Consider the following 19,609-nt stretch of genomic DNA (forward strand, 5'->3'; position numbering starts at 1 on the left):
CCGACGGACGGAACTGCAGGCCGGCGTCGGGAATCAGACCTGGTAGCGGCCCGGCGCGAAGAGCGAGAGGTTCGCCGCGACCCAGTCCGAGGTGCGGCGCAGGCCCTCCGTGAGGGAGACCTCCGGCTTCCAGCCCGCCCAGTCGCGGGCGCGGGAGTTGTCCGAGAGGAGGCGGTGGACCTCGCTGCCCGAGGGGCGCAGCCGGGCCGGGTCCACGACCACCTCCGACTCCCGCCCCGAAGCGGCGATCAGCGCCTGCGCCAGGTCGCCGATGGAGATCTCCTCGCCCGTGCCGAGGTTGACCACCTCGCCGAGCGCCCGGTCGCACTCCGCCACCGCGAGGAATCCCGCGGCGGTGTCCGTGACGTACGTGAAGTCACGGGTGGGGGTGGTCGAACCCAGGCGTATCTCGCGGGAGCCCGCGTGGAGCTGGGCCAGGATCGTCGGGATGACGGCACGGGCCGACTGGCGCGGCCCGTACGTGTTGAAGGGGCGCACCACCGTCACCGGCAGCTCGAAGGCGTGGTGGAAGGAGAGCGCCATCATGTCCGCGCCGATCTTCGACGCGGAGTACGGGGACTGCGGCTGGAGCGGGTGGCTCTCGGAGATGGGCGCCGTGAGGGCCGTCCCGTAGACCTCGCTGGTGGAGGTGTGGACCAGGCGGCGCACGCGGTGGCGGCGGCAGGCCTCGGCCACGTTCTCCGTGCCGGTCACGTTCGTCTGCACGTAGGCGCCCGGCGAGGCGTAGCTGTACGGGATGCCGATCAGCGCCGCCAGGTGGAAGACGGTGTCGCAGCCGGCCACGGCGTCGCTGACCCGGCCCGCGTCACGGATGTCGCCCGCCCACATCTCCACCGGGCCGTCCGGGTCGGCGAGGTAGCGGGCCAGGTGGCCCTTCTCGGCGTACGGCTTGTAGTGCACGAAGGCGCGCACCCGCGCGCCCCGCGCCACCAGCAGGTCCACCAGCGTCGAGCCGATGAAGCCCTCGGCGCCGGTGACGAGGACGGTGCGGTCGGTCCAGCTGTTCATACTCGCTCCAGGGTGGGAAGACGGACGCCGGCCACGCGGAGGACCTCCGCGGCCAGCAGTTCGGCGGCCCGCGCGTGCGGGCCGGGGTCGGCGGCGCCGGCCATCGCCGTCAGCCGGGCCGGATCGGCCAGCAGCGGGCCGATCAGGCCGGCGAGGCGTTCGGCGGTGGTCTCGGCATCGGGCAGCAGCAGCCCGGCGCCCGTGTCGGACAGCACGCGCGCGTTGTGGGTCTGGTGATCGCCCGGGGCGTACGGGTAGGGCACGAGCAGGGCCGGGACCCCGGTCGCCGCCAGCTCCGCGACCGTCGCCGAACCGGCCCGGCACACCACCAGGTCGGCGGCCGCGTACACCAGGTCCATCCGGTCCAGGTACGGCACGGCCCGGGCGATGCGCTGCCCGCCGGACGACGCGAGCTCGGCGATGGTGTCCGGCAGCGCCGCGGGACCCGTCTTGACCAGCAGCTGTACGTCGTCCCGGTGCTGCCACAGTCCGGCCAGCCCGGTGGCGGCCCGGGTCAGGCGCACGGCGCCCAGGCTGCCGCCGTTGAAGACGACCAGCCGCCGCCCCTCGGGGACCCCCAAGGCCCGCCGCGCCTCCGCGCGCAGGGCCGCCCGGTCCGGCCGGGCGAGTTCCGCGAGGCCGGACAGAGCCGCGGAGATCGGCATTCCGGTGGTCAGCGCCCGCGCCCCGCCCGCCAGGTGGCGCCGGCTGCGGTCGAAGGCCACCGCGACGTGCGGAGTGAGCCGGGCCGCGAACTGGTTGGCGCGGCCGGGCACCGCGTTGGACTCGTGGATCACGGCGGGCAGCCCGGCCAGCCGCGCCCCGAGCACGGCGGGCGCACTCGGGTAGCCGCCCATGCCGACGACCACGTGCGCGCCCTGCGCCCGGATCACCGACCGGGCCTGGTGCGCCGAGCGCATCAGCGCCGCGGGCAGCAGGTAGCGCTTCGCGCCCAGCGCCGGGTCGAAGGGGATCATGTCGACGGTGTGCAGCCGGTAGCCGGCGCCCGGGATCAGCTCGGTCTCCAGGCCCCGCTCGGTCCCGATGAACGAGACGACGGCGCCGGGGACGGCCGCGCGCAGCGCCTCGGCGAGAGCCAGGCCCGGATAGATGTGTCCGCCGGTGCCGCCCGCACCGATGACGACGGAGAGTGCCGCAGGTGTGTGTCGAGTGGTCATGGACGCACACTCCCGGTGCGCCCTAAGAAGGTTCTAAGAGGTTCGCATCCATGCCTTTGGCAGGCTTTGCCCATGAGCTCCCTGAGCAGGCATCGGATTCTGGTGGTGGACGACGAGCCCGAGGTGCGGGCCGCCGTCGAGGACGGGCTGGCCGTCGAGGGGTACGAGGTGCGGGGCGCCGCGGACGGGCTGGCGGCGCTCTCGGAGGTGGCGGCCTGGGAGCCCGACGCGGTCGTGCTGGACGTGATGATGCCGGTGCTCGACGGGCTCGGGGTGTGCCGGCAGCTGCGCGCGCTGGGCGACCGTACGCCCGTACTCGTACTCACCGCACTGGACTCCGTCAGCGAACGCGTGGACGGGCTGGAGGCCGGGGCCGACGACTACCTCGTCAAGCCGTTCGCCCTGGACGAGCTGGTCGCGCGGGTACGGGCGCTGCTGCGGCGGGCCGCGCCCGAGCCCCCGGGCGCCGCTCCGCTCGCCTTCGCCGACCTCGTCCTGGACCCGGAGACCCGGACCGGGCGGCGCGGCGGGCGGCCGCTGGAGTTCAGCCGGACCGAGGCCGCGCTGCTGGAACTGCTCCTGCGCCACCCCGGCCAGGTGCTCCCGCGCGAGCTGATCCTGGAGCTGGTGTGGGGACGGGACTTCGGGCCGGACTCCAACTCCCTCGCGGTGTACGTCGGCTACCTGCGCCGGAAACTGGAGGCGGCGGGCGAGCCCCGGCTGGTCCACACCGTGCACGGGGTCGGCTACCGGCTGGACGCGGCGTGAGCGGATCCGAGGGGCGGGGGCGCGGGCGCCGACGGCTCGGCGCGGCCTGGCGCAGACGTCGGCCGCTGCGGACCCGGCTGGCGCTGGCCGTCACCGCGGCCGTGGCCCTGGTGGCGCTGGGGGTGTGCGCGGCGGCGTTCCTCGTCGTACGGTCCGCGCTCTACCGGCAGCTCGACCTCAGCCTCGTCCAGTCCGCCCGGCTCGCCGCGCAGCGCAACCCGGGGGCCGGTCCCGGGCCACTGGCCGGGGAATGCCGCTTCCTGGCGGCGCCCGCGTGTGCGGAGGTGGTGGCGTCCGACCCGGCCAAGGATCCCGGTACGCCGGGCCTGCTGCCGGTGGCCCCGGCCGCGCGGGAGGTCGCCGCGGGCGAGCGGGCCCCGTACTACACCGACTTCACGCTGGCCGGGCATCCCGCCCGGATGCTCACCACCGACTACGCCAAGGGGCGGGCGCTCCAGGTCGCGCTGCGGGCCGACACAGTCGAGGACGGCATCGAGGAGGCCGCGTGGTGGCTCGTCCTGACGGCGGCGGCCGGGGTGCTGCTCGCCGCCGTCCTCGGCCACTGGGTCTCCCGGACGGGGCTGGCCCCGGTCACCCGGCTCACGGCGACGGCCGAGCGGATCGCCGCCACCCGGGATCCGCGGCACCGGATCGAACTCCCGCCGCGGGGGTCTTCCGGGCGGGAGGACGAGATCACCCGGCTGGCCGGGAGCTTCAACACCATGCTGGGGGAGCTGGAACAGTCCGTCACCGCGCAGCGGAGGCTGGTCGCGGACGCCTCGCACGAGCTGCGGACCCCGCTGACGGCGCTGCGGACCAACGCGGAGCTGCTGGCACGGGCCGAGCGGCTCACGCCGGAGCAGCGGGAGCGGGCGTCGGCCGCGCTGGGGCGGCAGTTGCGGGAGGTGACGGGGCTCGTGAACGACCTGATCGAGCTGGCGCGGGACGAGGAGCCGCAACCGCTGGTGGAACAGGTCCGGCTGGACCGGCTCGTGGAGCACGGGGTGGAGGCGGCGCGGGCGCACTGGCCGGGCGTGCCGTTTCAGGTGCGGGTGGACCAGGTGGTCGTGCCGGGGGTGCCGGCGAGGCTGAGCCGGCTGATCGGGAACCTGCTCGACAACGCGGCGAAGTTCAGTGCGGCCGGGCTGCCGGTGGAGGTGGAGCTGGTGGTGCCCGCCGGGGCCGGCGGGCCGGAGCTGACCGTGCGGGATCACGGGCCGGGGATTGCGGCCGAGGACCTGCCGTACGTCTTCGACCGGTTCTACCGGGCCAATGCGGCGCGGGCGCTGCCGGGGTCCGGGCTGGGGCTGGCCATGGCGCGGCAGATCGCGCGGGCCCATGGTGCGGAGTTGGTGGCGGAGGCCGCCCCGGGCGGGGGCGCGCTGTTCCGGCTGACGTTCTGAGGCAGGACCGAGCGCCGCTGCTGGGGCTCCGCCCCAGACCCCGCGCCTCAAACTCCCCCAGACTCCGTCCGGGGGGACCCCCAGGCGAGGCTGGATATGGCTGATGCCGTCTGAGGCGCGGGGCGGGGCGTCAGGGCGCCGGGCGGGGGGCGGCCTCTGAGGTGGCGATGCGGGGCAAGGCGTAGGGGTGGTGGGTCACCAGCCAGGTGATCAGACGCTCGCGGACCGCACAGCGGACCGTCCACAGGTCGTCCGCGTCCTTCGCCGTGACCACCGCGCGGACCTGGACCGTGTGCGGTGTGGTGTCCGTCACGGCCAGGCCGGAGCCGCGGGCGTCCCACTCCGGGATGTCCTTGAGGATGTTCTGGAACTGCTGCCGCATGAGGTCGAGAGGGGCGCTGTGGTCCAGGTGCCAGAAGACGGTGCCGGTCATCTGGGCGCCTCCGCGGGACCAGTTTTCGTACGGCCTGCTTGTGAAATACGACACAGGCATTGTGATGCGCCGTTCGTCCCAGGTGTGGACGGTCAGGGACGTCAGGGTGATCTCCTCGACCTTGCCCCACTCCTTGTCGACCACCACCGTGTCGCCGATGCGGACGGTGTCGCCGAAGGCGATCTGGAGGCCGGCGAACAGGTTGCCCAGCGAGGACTGGGCGCCGATGCCCACGACGATGCCGAGCACGCCCGCGGACGCCATCATCGAGGCGCCGAGCGTACGCATCGGCGGGAAGGTCAGGAGCATGGCCGCCCCCGCGACCAAGACGACGATCGCGGTGACTGCCCGGTGGATCAGAGTGACCTGGGTGCGGACCCGGCGGACCCGGGCGTCGTCCTGGGTCACCGCGGCGTAGCGCGCGTACGTGGAGTCGACGGCGGCGGTCGCGATGCGCACCGCCAGCCAGGACACGGAGGCGATCAGTACCAGGGTGAGGGTCCGGCCGACGGCGAAGGCGTGATCGGGCAGGATCCCGGCGATGCGGTAGGACGCTCTGAGCAGAGAGGCGCAGAGCACGACCTGGAACGGCAGGCGGCAGCGGCGCAGTAGGCCCCACAGGGGGGTCTCGCTGTGCCGGGCGTCGGCCCGACGCAGCAGCAGGTCCAGAATCCACCCGGCGACCAGGGTGATGACCAGGGTGCCGCCGACGACCGTGACGGGGCGCAGGACGGTCTCCATTTCCATGGGTATGAACGTAACCGGAAGCGGTCCGCGCAAACTGGCACGATGGGGGCATGAACATCATGCTGTTCCATTCGACGTACGGGCTGCGGCCCGCGGTACAGGAGGCGGCCGACCGGCTGCGCGCGGCCGGTCACCAGGTGCACGTGCCGGACCTCTTCGAGGGGCGCACCTTCGAGACCGTCGCGGAGGGCCTGGCCCACCAGGAGGAGGTAGGCCGTGACGAGCTGCTCAAGCGCGCGGTGTTGGCCTCGGCCCCTTACTCCGACCAGGGTCTGGTCTACGCCGGGTTCTCCTTCGGCGGCTCCATCGCGCAGCACCTGGCGCTGGCCGACGAGAAGGCGCGCGGGCTGCTGCTCCTGCACGGGACGGCGGACCTGGAGGACGAGGCCTCGGTGGACGAGCTGCCCGTGCAGCTGCACGTCGCGGACCCGGACCCCTACGAGCCGCACGACTGGCTGACGGCCTGGTACCTGCGGATGCAGCGGGCCGGGGCCGATGTGGAGGTCCACAGCTACCCGGGCGCCGGGCACCTGTTCACCGACCCGGGGCTGGACGACTACGACGCCGAGGCGTCCGAGAAGACCTGGAACGTCGCGATCGGTTTCCTCGACTCCCTGTAGGACCCTCGCAGGAACCCTTCGCAGGGCGCGTTCAGCCGCGGGGTGCCGGTTTCCGGGGCAGGGACGGCGGCGGGCCGAAGCGGCCGCCGGCGGGCGGGGCCGAGGGTGGCGGGACCCGGTCCGCCAGGGTGGGCGGCGGGGCGGTGTCGCCGAGGGCGACCGCCGCGAGCCGTGCGTCCAGCTGCTCGGGGGTGGGCCGGGCCGCCGGATCGCGGACCAGCAGGTCCGCCAGTACGGGGCCCAGGGCGCCGGCCCGTTGTGCGGGCGGGACGGTGGCGTCCAGGACGGCGGCCAGCGTGGCCAGGCTGGTGGCCCGCCGCATCGGGCTGACCCCCTCGACGCACACGTACAGCATCACGCCGAGCGACCACAGGTCGGAGGCGGGCAGATCCTCGCCCCGGATCCGCTCGGGCGCCAGGTACTCGGGGGTCCCGATGATGTCCCCGGCCGGTGTCAGAGAGGGGGCGTCCTGGATCGCGGCGATGCCGAAGTCCGTCAGGACCGCGGAACCGTCCGCCCGCAGCAGGACGTTGGCGGGTTTCACGTCCCGGTGACGGATCCCGGCGGCGTGGGCCGCGCGGAGTCCGGCGAGGACCTCGCGGCCGATCCGGGCCGTCTCGGCCGGTTCCAGCGGGCCCCGGTCCAGGCGGTGCTGGAGGGATGCGCCGGGCAGCAGCTCCATCACCAGCCACGGGTGCGGGTCCTCGTCCACGATGTGGTGGATGGTGACCACGTTGGGGTGGTTGATCCGGGCCTGGGCGCGGGCCTCGCGCAGTACGCGTGCGCGCAACTGCCGCGAGGCCTCGCCCTCCTCGTAACCGACGGGCGGCCGGACCTCCTTGACCGCCACGTCGCGGTGCAGGACACGGTCCAGCGCTCTCCAGACCGTGCCCATGCCCCCGCTGCCGAGCTTCTCAATCAGCTCGAACCGTCCGTCGATCACGTCCCCCGGCGCGCTCATGGCGCCAGGTTAGGCGAGAGGGCGTCAGCCCGCCCGGTAAGCCGTCCAGCTGCTCGACATGCGGGCGACCTGGCCGGCGGTGAACTGGTACATGCAGGAGTCGTACGTGTAGTCCATGAAGTTGCGGATCGGGTCCGCGCCCGGCTTGCTGGCGCAGCTGTCGCGACCGGTCGGGCACTCGTACGCGGCGCTCTTCTCGGCCGGGGTGTCGGAGACGTAGTCGCCGTTTCCGTTACAGCCGCCCTGGAAGGTGTGGTAGAGCCCCAGCCAGTGACCGACCTCGTGGGTCGCGGTGTCACCCTCGTTGTAGTTGGCCGCGGAACCGCCGGGCAGCGAGCTGTCCAGCACGACCACGCCGTCCATCTTGGGGGTGGAGGCGTAGGAGGTCGGGAAGGTCGCCCAGCCGAGCAGGCCGCCGGAGAGGTTGGCGGTGTAGAAGTTGAGCGCGCCCGGACCACCCTTGCGCAGGGTGTTCTTCATGTCCTTCTCGGCCTGGGAGCCGGAGGCCAGGTTGTACCAGCTCGCGTTGTCCGTGTAGTCGGTGGACGCAAGGGTGAACTGGAAGTTCGTGTTCACATTGCCGGTGCCCTGGCCGCCGTAGGCCGCGTTGAGGACCGACAGCTGGCTGCTGACGTCCGTGGCCGAGAGCTTGCCGGTGGTGCCCGAGTGCACGACGTGGAAGTACACCGGGATGTTCACGACGGCCTCGGCCGCGGCGAGGCTGCGCTGCGGCTGGTTCTTGAGGGCCTTGTCCAGCTTCGACTTGAGGTCGGCGTCCATGGCCTTCGCCTGGGCCTCGGTGACCTCGTTGGGCTCGTCGGCCTGCTCGTCGTGGGCGCGGGTGACGCGGGCGTTGGCAGCGGCCCCGGTCGTGCCTTCCTCGGCGCAGACCTCGGCGGGGGTCTTGGCGGCCGCGAGCGTGGTGGGGGCGGCGAGCGGCGTGAAGGCCAGGGTTCCGGCCAGAACCGCCGTGCCCATCAGGCGGCGGCGAAGAAGGGGGGATATGCGGGCAATTGCGCGCACGTGTGCTCCTCGCGGGTGGGGGGTGGTGGGGGGTGATGGCCTGAAGGATCTTCTTCAGCTGGCGGGAAGCTTATGTGTGCATGACATATTCAGGTCAAGAGGCTTGCGTAAAAGATTTGTTGCGAGAAACGCACAAGGGGCGCCTGGTATGTACCAGGCGCCCCTTCGGGCAGGAAATTTGACGGTCAATCAGCGAACCGGCTGATAGGCCCGCTCCACCTTCTGGGTGCCGTTCAGCGTGCGGTAGGAGCGGGTCCACGCGGCGGTGGCGTCCTGCCGCCGCTTGTCGGACACCACGTAGTAGTCCATCTGCGAGCGCTCCGCCGTCACGTCGAGCACGCCGTAGCCGTGCGCGTCCATGTCGAGCCACTTCACGTGCCAGTTGGCGGCCTTGACGGCCGACTCGGCGACCAGCGAGACCGTGTCCGGCAGCACGTGCAGGATGTCGTCCAGGTTGTCCGAGGTCACCGAGGTGACCACGAACTCGGTCGCCGCCGTCCCCGAACCGGGGTACGTGGCCATGTTCACGGGGACCTCGTTCGCCCACGCCATGTGGATGTCGCCGGTCAGGAACACCGTGTTCTTGACGCCGCGGTCCTTGAGGTGGCCCAGCAGCTCCTTGCGGTCGTCGGTGTACCCGTCCCACTGGTCCACGTTGACCGCGATGCCGCCCTCGGGCAGACCGAGCAGCTTGGCCAGCGGCCCCAGCAGGTGCGCGGGCAGCGAGGCGAAGGCCACCGGCGAGATCATCACCGAGGTGCCGACCAGCTTCCAGGTCGCGTTCGAGCCCGCCAGGCCCGACTTGAGCCAGTCCAGCTGGGCGCGGCCGGTGATGGTGCGCTCCGGGTCGTCCACCGAGCCGCTGCCGACCTTGACCTGCTGGGAGCGGAAGGAGCGCAGGTCGAGCAGGTGCAGGTCGGCGAGGGTGCCGAAGCGCAGCCGCCGGTAGACCGTGCCGGCTATGGAGGCGCGGACGGGCATCCACTCGAAGTACGCCTGCTTGGCGGCGGCCGCGCGGGCCGCCCACTCGCCCTCGGTGCCCGCCGTGTGGTTCTCGGCGCCGCCCGCCCAGGAGTCGTTGGCGAACTCGTGGTCGTCCCAGATGGCGATGACCGGGTGCGCGTGGTGCAGCGCCTGGAGGTCGGCGTCCGTCTTGTACTTGCCGTGCCGGGTGCGGTAGTCGGCGAGCGAGACGATCTCGTGCTTGGGCTCGTGCGCGCGGACGACGTACTTGGCCTCCGGGTAGCCCCCGGACTGGTACTCGTAGATGTAGTCGCCGAGGTGCAGGACCGCGTCGAGGTCCGTACGGGCGGCCAGGTGCCGGTAGGCGGAGAAGTAGCCGGCCTCCCAGTTGGCGCAGGACACCACGCCGAAGCGGACCCCGGAGGTGGTCACGTCGTGCCCGGGCGTGGTTCGGGTGCGCCCCGCGGGGGAGACGGTGGCGCCGGCGGTGAACCGGTACCAGTACGGGGTCTGCGGCTGCAGTCCGCGCACGTCCACCTTGACCGTGTGGTCGGTGGCGGCGCTCGCGGTGACGGTGCCGGAGGCGACGACGCCGGAGAAGTTCTTGTCCGTGGCCACCTCCCAGTCGACCTGGACAGCCGGGCCGAGGCCGGAGCCGGGCACGGCCTCGGCGGTGGGGGTGACACGGGTCCACAGCAGGATCCCGTCGGGCAGCGGATCGCCGGAGGCGACGCCGTGCAGGAAGGCCGGTGCGCTGTCGGCGGCATGGGCGGCGGAGGCGCCCAGCGAGGTGAGGGGAGCCAGGGCGGCCGTGGCCGCGGCAGCGAGAACGACCGTGCGACGGCGGGGAGTTGCGGCGGTCGCAGCAGGAGAGAGATGACTGGTCACGGATGATCATATTACTGGCGGGTATGGCCGCAGGAATAGAACCGGGAATGCAACGGGCGGGCGAACTCTGGGAGTCCGCCCGCCCGTTGGCCCGGCATGTCCGGATATAAGGCCTCCGGCACGGCCAAGGCTCAGCTGCCCTGCAGGGCCTTGTCGATCGCGGCCGTGAAGGCCTCCGCCGTCTGCGGAGTGTCGATCTTCTTGCCGTCCATCTTCAGGGTGGGCGTGCCCTTCACACCGGAGGCGTCGAAGGCCTTGGACATCTCCATCGCCCACCGGTCGTAGGTGCCGCCCTCGACGGCCTTCTTGAACTCGGCGTTGCCCTTGAGCGCCGGGACCGTGTCCGCGACCTTCAGCAGGTAGTCGTCCTTGGCGAAGCTGTCGACGGTCTCCTCGGGGTGCAGGTCCTTCGAGTAGAGCGCGTTCTTGTACTGGAGGAAGGCCTCCGGGCTGACGTTCAGCGCGGCGCCGAGCGCGCTCAGCGCGTTCTTCGACCCCTCGCCCTTGGCCATGTTGTCGATGAAGGTGGCACCGAAGTACTGGATCTTGTACTTGCCGGCGTCGACGTCCTTCTTGACCTGCTCGCCCGCCGCCTGCTCGAACTGGGCGCAGGCGGGGCAGCGCGAGTCCTCGTAGAGCTCCAGGGTCTTCTTCGCCTCGGCCTTGCCGATGACGACCGTGGTGCCGTCCTCGCCCTCGGTGTTCTTGGGCTTGACCAGCTCGGCCTTGGCGGCCTTCTCCCAGTGGCCGGGCTGGTTGGCCTGCACGATCGCGTAGCCGACGCCGCCGGCCAGGGCCAGTACGGCGACGACCGCGCCGGCCACGACAAGCTGGCGGCGCACCTTGTCCTTCTTCGCCTGTGCCTCGCGCTCGGCGCGCAGCCGCTCGCGGGCGGCGGCCTTGTTGGCGTGGCTGTTGCGTGAACTCATCGTGATCTCCGTGGTGTGACGTGATGGGGGTGCCGTACCTGCGTCAGGCGCTTGCGAACGCGCCGCGCACGGGAGGTCCCCGCCGTCCCACGGAGTGTGCGGGGAAGCGCGTACGGGCACCCGTGCCCGGAAGGACCGACCGCAGCACCCGCTCCGCGGCACCCCCGGCCACCGCCACCGCGGCCCCCGTCAGCAGCAGCGGCCGGAACGCGAAGGCGGCCACCGCGCGCAGCAGCCGGCCCAGCGCCCGCTCGCCGTGGCGGAGCCATCCGGCGGCCAGCAGCCCGACCGAGACGTGGGCGGCGAGCAGCAGCCAGGGCGCCCAGGGCCCGGGCGAGGACAGCAGCGCGGCCGGATCGGCGGCGGGCCCGGCCACCTCGGCCAGCGGCCCGCCGACCGGGGGGCCGCCGCAGAGCTCCTCCAGGCCCAGGGCGCGCAGCGGGCCCGAGACCGGGCCGCCCGCCGGGCCGTAGCAGACGTGCTGCCCGGCGGTGAAGACGGTGTCGGCGGCCAGCTCGAGCGGGACGAGCAGCCCGGCGATGGGGCCGAAGCCCCGCTCGCGGCCGGCCAGCGCGTAGGACACCGTGAACACGGCGGCGAAGGCCCCGCCCACCAGCGCGGGCGGCAGCGGTACCCGGGACATGAGGACGTGCGAGCCCGCGGAGAGCAGCACGACGAGGGCGCTGAACAGCGCGGCCCGCAGCCCCCGAAGTCTCACCCCTGATATGTCCATCGCCGCGAGTCTGCCACGACTGCCTGTGGACGCCGGGCCCCAGGTCCCGGCTACGGCGTGAGCCGGCCGTTGCGGAAGAGGTCCACGAAGATCTGGTGATCGGCGCGCGCCCGGGCCCCGTACGCGTGGGCGAAGTCCACCAGCAGCTCCGCGAAGCCCTCCTCGTCGGCCGCGATGGCCGCGTCGATGGCCCGCTCCGTCGAGAACGGGACCAGGGTCTGGCCGCTCTCGGCCGCGTCCGCCGCCCCGTGCATGGTCGCCGTGGCCCGGCCCAGGTCCGCGACGACGGCCGCGATCTCCTCCGGGTCGTCCAGGTCCGACCAGTCCAGGTCCACCGCGTACGGGGAGACCTCCGCCACCAGCTGCCCGGAGCCGTCCAGCTCCGTCCAGCCCAGCCACGGGTCCGCGTGGGCCTGGAGGGCACGCTGGGAGATCACCGTGCGGTGGCCCTCGTGCTCGAAGTACTCCCGCACGGCGCGGTCGGTGATGTGCCGGGAGACCGCCGGGGTCTGCGCCTGCTTGAGGTAGATCACGACATCGTTCTCGAGGGCGTCGCTGTGCCCCTCCAGCAGGATGTTGTACGAGGGCAGCCCCGCCGAGCCGATCCCGACGCCCCGCCGGCCCACGACGTCCTTGACCCGGTAGGAGTCGGGCCGGACGAGGGACTCGTCGGGCAGCGTCTCCAGGTACCCGTCGAAGGCGGCCAGCACCTTGTAGCGGGTGGCCGCGTCCAGCTCGATGGTGCCGGGACCCGGCGCGAAGCGGCGCTCGAAGTCGCGGATCTCCGTCATCGAGTCCAGCAGGGAGAAGCGGGTACGGGCACGGGCCGAGCGCAGCGCGTCCAGCAGCGGGCCCTCGGCGGTGTCCAGGGTGAAGGCGGGGACCTCCTCGTTCTTGGCCCCGGTGGCCAGGGCGTGGATCCGCTCGCGGTAGGCGCCCGCGTAGATCCGGACCAGCTCGCCGATCTGGTCGTCACTGAGCGCCTTGGTGTAGCCGATCAGGGCCACGGAGGCGGCGAACCGCTTCAGGTCCCAGGTGAAGGGGCCGACGTACGCCTCGTCGAAGTCGTTGACGTTGAAGATCAGCCGGCCGTTGGAGTCCATGTACGTGCCGAAGTTCTCCGCGTGCAGATCGCCGTGGATCCACACCCGGCCCGTCCGCTCGTCCAGGTACGGGCCGCCGTGCCGGTCCCGCTCCAGGTCCGCGTAGAAGAGGCAGGCCGTGCCCCGGTAGAAGGCGAACGCCGAGGCGGCCATCTTCCGGAATTTGACCTGGAAGGCAGCGGGGTCGGCGGCGAGCAGCTCACCGAAAGCGGTGTCGAAAACGTCGAGTATCTGCTCGGCGCGCTGCTCATCGGTCGTCTCGGGAACCGCCATGGCGGGTGCCTCCTGGTGGCGCTGGTTCGGTCGCTGTTCTGATCGTGAGGGGCCGGACACTGTCCTCTGTCGTGCAACGCACGACCGTACCCGTCAGTGCCCCGGATGTGTCAGTCAGGAGACGTAGGATTCAGAGCTGCCGCCCCTCTCTCCCCGCCGGAGGACCCCCACCGTGACCAAGCCGCCGTTCACGCACCTGCACGTCCACACCCAGTATTCGCTGCTGGACGGTGCCGCGCGGCTGAAGGACATGTTCAACGCGTGCAACGAGATGGGCATGACGCACATCGCCATGTCCGACCACGGCAACCTGCACGGGGCCTACGACTTCTTCCACACCGCCCAGAAGGCCGGGATCACGCCGATCATCGGCATCGAGGCGTACGTCGCCCCCGAGTCCCGGCGCAACAAGCGGCGCATCCAGTGGGGCCAGCCCCACCAGAAGCGGGACGACGTCTCCGGCTCCGGCGGTTACACCCACAAGACGATCTGGGCGGCGAACGCCACCGGCCTGCACAACCTCTTCCGGCTGTCCTCCGACGCGTACGCCGAGGGCTGGCTCACCAAGTGGCCGCGCATGGACAAGGAGACGATCTCCAAGTGGTCCGAGGGGCTGATCGCCTCCACCGGCTGCCCCTCCGGCGAGCTCCAGACCCGACTGCGCCTCGGCCAGTTCGACGAGGCCCTCAAGGCCGCCTCCGAATACCAGGACATCTTCGGCAAGGACCGCTACTTCCTGGAGCTGATGGACCACGGCATCGAGATCGAGCGCCGGGTCCGCGACGGGCTGCTGGAGATCGGCAAGAAGCTCGGCATCCCGCCGCTGGTCACGAACGACTCGCACTACACCTACGCCAGCGAGGCCGGCGCCCACGACGCCCTGCTGTGCATCCAGACCGGCAAGAACCTCTCGGACCCGGACCGCTTCCGCTTCGACGGCACCGGCTACTACCTGAAGTCCACGGACGAGATGTACGCCATCGACTCCTCGGACGCCTGGCAGGAGGGCTGCGCCAACACGAAGCTGGTCGCCGACCAGATCGACACCGAGGGCATGTTCAAGTTCCGGAACCTGATGCCGAAGTTCGACATCCCGGACGGCTACACCGAGGTCACCTGGTTCCGCGAGGAGACCATGCGCGGCATGCACCGCCGCTACCCCGGAGGCATCCCGGACGACCGGATGAAGCAGGCCGAGTACGAGATGGACACGATCATCTCGATGGGCTTCCCCGGCTACTTCCTCGTGGTCGCCGACTTCATCATGTGGGCCAAGAACCAGGGCATCGCGGTGGGCCCGGGCCGAGGCTCCGCGGCCGGCTCGATCGTCGCCTACGCCATGGGCATCACCGACCTCGACCCGCTCACCCACGGCCTGATCTTCGAGCGCTTCCTGAACCCCGAGCGCGTCTCCATGCCCGATGTCGACATCGACTTCGACGAGCGTAGGCGCGTCGAGGTGATCCGGTACGTGACCGACAAGTACGGCGCCGACAAGGTCGCCATGATCGGTACGTACGGCACCATCAAGGCCAAGAACGCGATCAAGGACTCCGCCCGCGTCCTGGGCTACCCGTACGCCATGGGCGACCGGCTCACCAAGGCCATGCCCGCCGACGTCCTCGGCAAGGGCATCCCGCTCTCCGGCATCCTCGACCCGACGCACCCCCGCTACGGCGAGGCCGGCGAGATCCGCGGGATGTACGAGAACGAGCCGGACGTGAAGAAGGTCATCGACACCGCCCGCGGCGTCGAGGGCCTGGTCCGCCAGATGGGCGTGCACGCGGCCGGCGTGATCATGTCCAGCGAGACGATCACCGACCACGTGCCCGTCTGGGTGCGGCACACCGACGGCGTCACCATCACCCAGTGGGACTACCCGAGCTGCGAGTCGCTCGGCCTGCTGAAGATGGACTTCCTGGGCCTGCGCAACCTCACGATCATGGACGACGCCGTCAAGATGGTGAAGGCCAACAAGGGGATCGACATCGATCTCCTGGGCCTGCCGCTCGACGACCCCAAGACCTTCGAACTGCTCGGCCGCGGTGACACCCTCGGCGTCTTCCAGTTCGACGGCGGCCCCATGCGCTCCCTGCTGCGCCTGATGAAGCCCGACAACTTCGAGGACATCTCCGCCGTCTCGGCCCTGTACCGGCCGGGCCCGATGGGCATGAACTCGCACACGAACTACGCCCTGCGCAAGAACAAGCAGCAGGAGATCACCCCGATCCACCCGGATCTGGAGAAGCCCCTCGAAGAGGTGCTCGCGGTCACCTACGGCCTGATCGTCTACCAGGAGCAGGTGCAGAAGGCCGCCCAGATCATCGCCGGGTACTCGCTCGGCGAGGCCGACATCCTGCGCCGCGTTATGGGCAAGAAGAAGCCCGAGGAGCTGGCGAAGAACTTCACCATCTTCCAGGAGGGCGCCCGGAAGAACGGCTACAACGACAAGGCCATCCAGGCCCTGTGGGACGTCCTGGTCCCCTTCGCCGGCTACGCCTTCAACAAGGCCCACTCGGCCGCGTACGGGCTGGTCTCCTACTGGACCGCCTACCTCAAGGCGAACTTCCCGGCCGAGTACATGGCGGGGCTCCTCACCTCGGTCAAGGACGACAAGGACAAGTCCGCGATCTACCTGAACGAGTGCCGGCGCATGGGCATCAAGGTGCTCCCGCCGAACGTGAACGAGTCCGAGCCGAACTTCGCCGCCCAGGGCGACGACGTGATCCTCTTCGGCCTCACCGCGGTGCGCAACGTCGGCCAGAACGTCGTCGAGTCGATCATCAAGACCAGGAAGGCCAAGGGGAAGTACTCCACGTTCCCCGACTTCCTGGACAAGGTCGAGGCCGTCGTCTGCAACAAGCGCACCGTCGAGTCCCTGATCAAGGCCGGCGCCTTCGACGAGATGGGCCACACCCGCAAGGGCCTGGTCGCCCACCACGAGCCGATGATCGACAACGTGGTCGCGGTCAAGCGCAAGGAGGCCGAGGGACAGTTCGACCTCTTCGGCGGAATGGGCGACGAGGGCGCGAGCGACGAGCCCGGCTTCGGCCTCGACGTGGAGTTCTCCGACGTCGAGTGGGAGAAGTCCTACCTGCTCGCCCAGGAGCGCGAGATGCTCGGCCTCTACGTCTCCGACCACCCGCTCTTCGGCCTGGAGCACGTGCTCTCCGACAAGACGGACGCAGGGATCTCCCAGCTGACCGGCGGCGAGCACTCCGACGGCGCCGTCGTCACCATCGGCGGCATCATCTCGGGCCTCCAGCGCAAGATGACCAAGCAGGGCAACGCCTGGGCCATCGCCACCGTCGAGGACCTGGCCGGCTCCATCGAGTGCATGTTCTTCCCCGCGACCTACCAGCTCGTCTCCACCCAGCTGGTCGAGGACACCGTCGTCTTCGTCAAGGGCCGCCTCGACAAGCGCGAGGACGTGCCCCGGCTGGTCGCGATGGAGATGATGGTCCCCGACCTCTCCTCGGCCGGCACGAACGCCCCGGTGGTCCTCACCATCCCCACCGTCAAGGTCACCCCGCCGATGGTGACCCGTCTGGGGGAGATCCTCCGCCACCACCAGGGCAACAGCGAGGTCCGGATCAAGCTCCAGGGGCCGCGGACCACCACCGTGCTGCGCCTCGACAAGCACCGGGTCAAGCCCGACCCCGCCCTCTTCGGCGACCTCAAGGTGCTGCTCGGCCCGTCCTGCCTGGCCGGATAGCCGCCGGACCGCACGGAAAGGGCCTGCCCGGCATCGCCGGGCAGGCCCTTTCCGTGTGCGGACCGCCAGTGAGCGGCCGCTGCCGCGTCAGTTGTGGCCGAACTTCTTCGTCTTGCTCTTGTGCGCCAGATCCATCGGACTCGGCGCCTGCGAGGTCGATTCGGGCGAGGATTCCGTCGAGCTCCTCGACGGGTCCTGCGAGGACGAGCGGGCCTGCTGCTTCGGCTGCTTCTGCTGCTTGTTCTTGGCCATGGTGGAGCCTCCGTGATGGGGTCTAGGGGCCAGGACCGCCTTCACACTCACACAACGCCAGAAACCGCGCATTTTGGATCATTACCGCGCGTAGTCGCGCCCCTCTCCGGCCCCCTTGTGAGATCCGCCACGCCGATGATCGAGTTCCGGCCGTCAACACCCTTGCGGTCGGGCAGACTCGGGGAAACTCATCGGGACCCCCAGGGAAGAGGGTGGAACGCGTGGACCGCTGCGTCGTCCTGGTGGACGCCGGCTATCTGCTGGGCGCCGCCGCGAGCCTTCTCGCAGGGGAGCCCTCCCGCTCCCGCATCACCGTCGACCATGCCGCCCTCATCCAGGGCCTGCGCGAGCGGGCCGAGGCCGACACCGAGCAGCCCCTGCTGCGCATCTACTGGTTCGACGGCGCACCCGACCGGGTGCCCCAGCCCGAGCACCGGCGGCTGCGCGTCATGCCGCGCGTCACCGTCCGCCTCGGCGCCCTGACCCGCAGCGACGGCCGCTGGGCGCAGAAGGGCGTCGACGCCGCCATGCACGCCGAGCTCACCGAGCTCGCCCGCAACCGCGCCTGCTCCGACGTCGTACTGGTCACCGGCGACGGCGACCTGCTGCCCGGCCTGATGTCCGCCAAGGAGCACGGGGTCGCCGTCCACCTGTGGGCCGTACAGGCCGCCGACGGGGACTACAACCAGTCCGAGGACCTCGTCGCGGAAGCCGACGAACGCCGCGTCCTGGACCGGGCCTGGATCACCCGGGCCGTCCGCGCCAAGGACCTCACCGGCCTGTGCTCCCCGCCGCCCGCGCCGCGCCCCGACATCGCCGCCATCCTCTCCGCCCCGCTGCCCGAGGCGGCGCTCGCCGAGGCCGCCCGCAACGGCTCCGCCGCCGTCGGACAGGACGACGGGGAAGGCCTCCCGGTCCCCGCGCCCGCCACCGGCGGCAGCAGAGCCGTGCCCACGCCCAAGGACCTCGCCGGCTCGCTGCGCGCCCCCGGCCAGCAGGCCGCGCCGCCGAGCGGGCAGCACGGCGGGCAGGCCCCGGCCGGCAGCGCCCTGCGCTGGTCCTCCGACAAGGGCTGGATCGACCGGGCCGGACCCCTCGGCGAACCCGCCGAGACCGCCTCCCTGCCCACCCTCGCCCAGCTCACCAGCGCCGAGCAGCGCTGGGCCGACCGCGAGGAGGACATCACCACCGTCGGCGGCGACCCGTTCGAGGTGGGACAGGTGTTCGCCCGGCGCTGGATGGAGCGGCTCCCGGAGACCGTGCACCTCCAGAAACTCGCCACCATGTACCCGCGCATCCCGCACCGGATCGACGGGGAGCTGCTGCGCTACGCCGCCCGGTTCGGGCTGCTCGCGCACAAGGACGACCAGATCGACGAACACGACCGCTACGCCATCCGCGCCGGGTTCTGGCGCGAGATCGACGTCCGCGCAGCCGCCGAACACGTGGCCGCCGTACCCGCCGCGGCCCCGGGATCCGCGGCCCCTGAGCCCGACCGCCCCGGCGACCCCGGGGGCCGAGTAGGGGCGGGACCCGCGTAGGCTGCTCCCTCGTGAGTACGGGCACAGCACAAGAGCAGAACGGCACAGCGGCGGCCGCGGAAGCCGGCTCCGACGTCGTCTGCGCGGTGCGTGACCTGGTCAAGACGTATCCCGCCGTACGCGGTCGGCGCGGGGCTCCGGCCCTGCCCGAGACCCGCGCCAGCGACGGGGTCTCCCTCGACGTCCGGCGCGGCGAGATCTTCGGCCTGCTCGGCCCCAACGGCGCCGGCAAGTCCACCCTGGTCCGCCAGCTCACCGGGCTGATGCGCCCCGACGCCGGCACCGTGACCCTGCTCGGCCACGACCTCGTACGCCACCCCGAGCGGGCGGCGCGACTGCTCGCCTACCTGGGGCAGGAGTCCACCGCACTGGACGAGCTCACCGTGTCGCTGGCCGCCGAGACCACCGGCCGGCTGCGCGGGCTCGACGTACGCGCGGCCCGGGCCGCGCGCGACGCCGTACTGGAGGAGCTCGGGCTGACCGGGATCGCCGGGCGGCCACTGAAGAAGCTTTCCGGCGGGCAGCGGCGCCTCGCGTGCTTCGCCGCCGCGCTGGTGGGGGAGCGGCCGGTACTGGTCCTCGACGAACCCACCACCGGCATGGACCCCGTGGCCCGCCGCGCCGTGTGGGCGGCCGTGGACCGGCGGCGCGAGCGGCACGGCGCCACCGTCGTCCTCGTCACCCACAACGTCATCGAGGCCGAGACCGTCCTCGACCGGGTCGCCGTCATCGACCAGGGCAAGGTCATCGCCTGCGACACCCCGGCCGGGCTGAAGACCATGGTCTCGGGCGAGGTCCGCCTGGAACTGGTCTGGCGCGAGAGCGCTCCGCTGGGTGTGCCCGAGGTCGCCCTGCTGCGTGCGGACGCCGTCGAGTCGGGACGGCGCTGGGTGCTGCGGCTGCCGCCGGACGAGGCAAGGGCTGCGGTGGCCGCGGTCACCGGCGGCCCGGCCTTCGCCGCCCTCGACGACTTCAGCCTGGCCACGCCGAGCCTGGAGGACGTCTACCTCGCGCTCGGCGGCAAGACGAAAGGGCTGGTGAAGTCGTGAG

16 protein-coding genes are annotated in these 19,609 nt (G+C 71.6%); 6 read left to right on the top strand and 10 right to left on the bottom strand.

The genetic code is table 11. The features are described from left to right. Positions 1-33: 33 nt before the first annotated feature. Together OHA89_RS26880 and OHA89_RS26885 are read right to left on the bottom strand one after the other, a co-directional pair. Positions 34-1,029 carry an SDR family NAD(P)-dependent oxidoreductase gene (locus OHA89_RS26880; RefSeq protein ID WP_266610225.1) on the bottom strand — a complete coding sequence of 332 codons (996 nt, stop codon included), beginning with the start codon at positions 1,027-1,029 and terminating at the stop codon, positions 34-36. Beyond that, positions 1,026-2,207: a glycosyltransferase gene (locus OHA89_RS26885; RefSeq protein WP_257556723.1), complete on the bottom strand. Its 1,182-nt coding sequence runs from the start codon at positions 2,205-2,207 to the stop codon at positions 1,026-1,028. Before OHA89_RS26885 ends, OHA89_RS26880 begins: the two co-directional genes overlap by 4 nt. A 72-nt stretch (positions 2,208-2,279) precedes the next feature. On the opposite strand from OHA89_RS26885, the gene OHA89_RS26890 reads away from it, so the two are divergent. Beyond that, entirely contained in the window at positions 2,280-2,975 is a 696-nt protein-coding gene (locus OHA89_RS26890) for a response regulator transcription factor (protein ID WP_257556724.1), read from the top strand. Beyond that, positions 2,972-4,378, top strand: coding sequence for a cell wall metabolism sensor histidine kinase WalK (locus OHA89_RS26895; protein WP_266610228.1), 1,407 nt, complete (start codon positions 2,972-2,974; stop codon positions 4,376-4,378). The genes OHA89_RS26890 and OHA89_RS26895 overlap by 4 nt, the downstream gene beginning before the upstream one ends. A 130-nt stretch (positions 4,379-4,508) precedes the next feature. On the opposite strand, the gene OHA89_RS26900 is transcribed toward OHA89_RS26895, so the two are convergent. After that, complete coding sequence (locus OHA89_RS26900; protein ID WP_406367300.1) at positions 4,509-5,558, bottom strand: mechanosensitive ion channel family protein; 1,050 nt, start codon at positions 5,556-5,558, stop codon at positions 4,509-4,511. A 50-nt stretch (positions 5,559-5,608) separates the two neighbouring features. On the opposite strand from OHA89_RS26900, the gene OHA89_RS26905 reads away from it, so the two are divergent. Next, positions 5,609-6,178, top strand: coding sequence for a dienelactone hydrolase family protein (locus OHA89_RS26905; RefSeq protein WP_266610230.1), 570 nt, complete (start codon positions 5,609-5,611; stop codon positions 6,176-6,178). A 31-nt stretch (positions 6,179-6,209) separates the two neighbouring features. On the opposite strand, the gene OHA89_RS26910 is transcribed toward OHA89_RS26905, so the two are convergent. The 6 genes from OHA89_RS26910 to OHA89_RS26935 form a co-directional block, all read right to left on the bottom strand. After that, a complete protein-coding gene (locus tag OHA89_RS26910) occupies positions 6,210-7,139 on the bottom strand; it encodes a serine/threonine-protein kinase (RefSeq protein WP_406367302.1) in 930 nt (309 codons plus the stop codon). Between the two features lie 24 nt (positions 7,140-7,163). Then, the gene (locus OHA89_RS26915) at positions 7,164-8,117 is read right to left on the bottom strand and encodes a zinc metalloprotease (protein ID WP_257559473.1); all 954 of its coding nucleotides are present in this window, start codon (positions 8,115-8,117) and stop codon (positions 7,164-7,166) included. 234 nt (positions 8,118-8,351) lie between these two features. Beyond that, a complete protein-coding gene (locus tag OHA89_RS26920; protein ID WP_266610232.1) occupies positions 8,352-10,013 on the bottom strand; it encodes an alkaline phosphatase in 1,662 nt (553 codons plus the stop codon). 131 nt (positions 10,014-10,144) lie between these two features. Continuing rightward, the gene (locus tag OHA89_RS26925) at positions 10,145-10,942 is read right to left on the bottom strand and encodes a DsbA family protein (protein WP_215146468.1); all 798 of its coding nucleotides are present in this window, start codon (positions 10,940-10,942) and stop codon (positions 10,145-10,147) included. Positions 10,943-10,985: 43 nt separating this feature from the next. After that, positions 10,986-11,675, bottom strand: a complete 690-nt coding sequence (locus OHA89_RS26930) for a hypothetical protein (RefSeq protein ID WP_406367305.1) — start codon at positions 11,673-11,675, stop codon at positions 10,986-10,988. Between the two features lie 50 nt (positions 11,676-11,725). Then, positions 11,726-13,051 (bottom strand): DUF2252 domain-containing protein, encoded by a 1,326-nt coding sequence (locus OHA89_RS26935; protein ID WP_257556729.1) that lies wholly within the window; start codon positions 13,049-13,051, stop codon positions 11,726-11,728. 172 nt (positions 13,052-13,223) lie between these two features. Here OHA89_RS26935 and dnaE point away from each other — a divergent pair, with 172 nt between their 5' ends. Continuing rightward, entirely contained in the window at positions 13,224-16,766 is a 3,543-nt protein-coding gene (gene dnaE, locus OHA89_RS26940) for a DNA polymerase III subunit alpha (RefSeq protein WP_257556730.1), read from the top strand. Between the two features lie 87 nt (positions 16,767-16,853). Here the strand turns inward: dnaE and OHA89_RS26945 are convergent, their stop codons facing one another. Further along, entirely contained in the window at positions 16,854-17,018 is a 165-nt protein-coding gene (locus tag OHA89_RS26945; protein ID WP_215146472.1) for a hypothetical protein, read from the bottom strand. Between the two features lie 212 nt (positions 17,019-17,230). Between OHA89_RS26945 and OHA89_RS26950 the strand changes: the two genes are divergently transcribed. Then, entirely contained in the window at positions 17,231-18,559 is a 1,329-nt protein-coding gene (locus tag OHA89_RS26950) for an NYN domain-containing protein (protein WP_406367306.1), read from the top strand. Positions 18,560-18,570: 11 nt separating this feature from the next. After that, a complete protein-coding gene (locus tag OHA89_RS26955) occupies positions 18,571-19,608 on the top strand; it encodes an ABC transporter ATP-binding protein (protein WP_266610235.1) in 1,038 nt (345 codons plus the stop codon). Position 19,609 lies beyond the last annotated feature (1 nt).

Source organism: Streptomyces sp. NBC_01546, assembly GCF_045208355.1.
Lineage (GTDB): Bacteria > Actinomycetota > Actinomycetes > Streptomycetales > Streptomycetaceae > Streptomyces.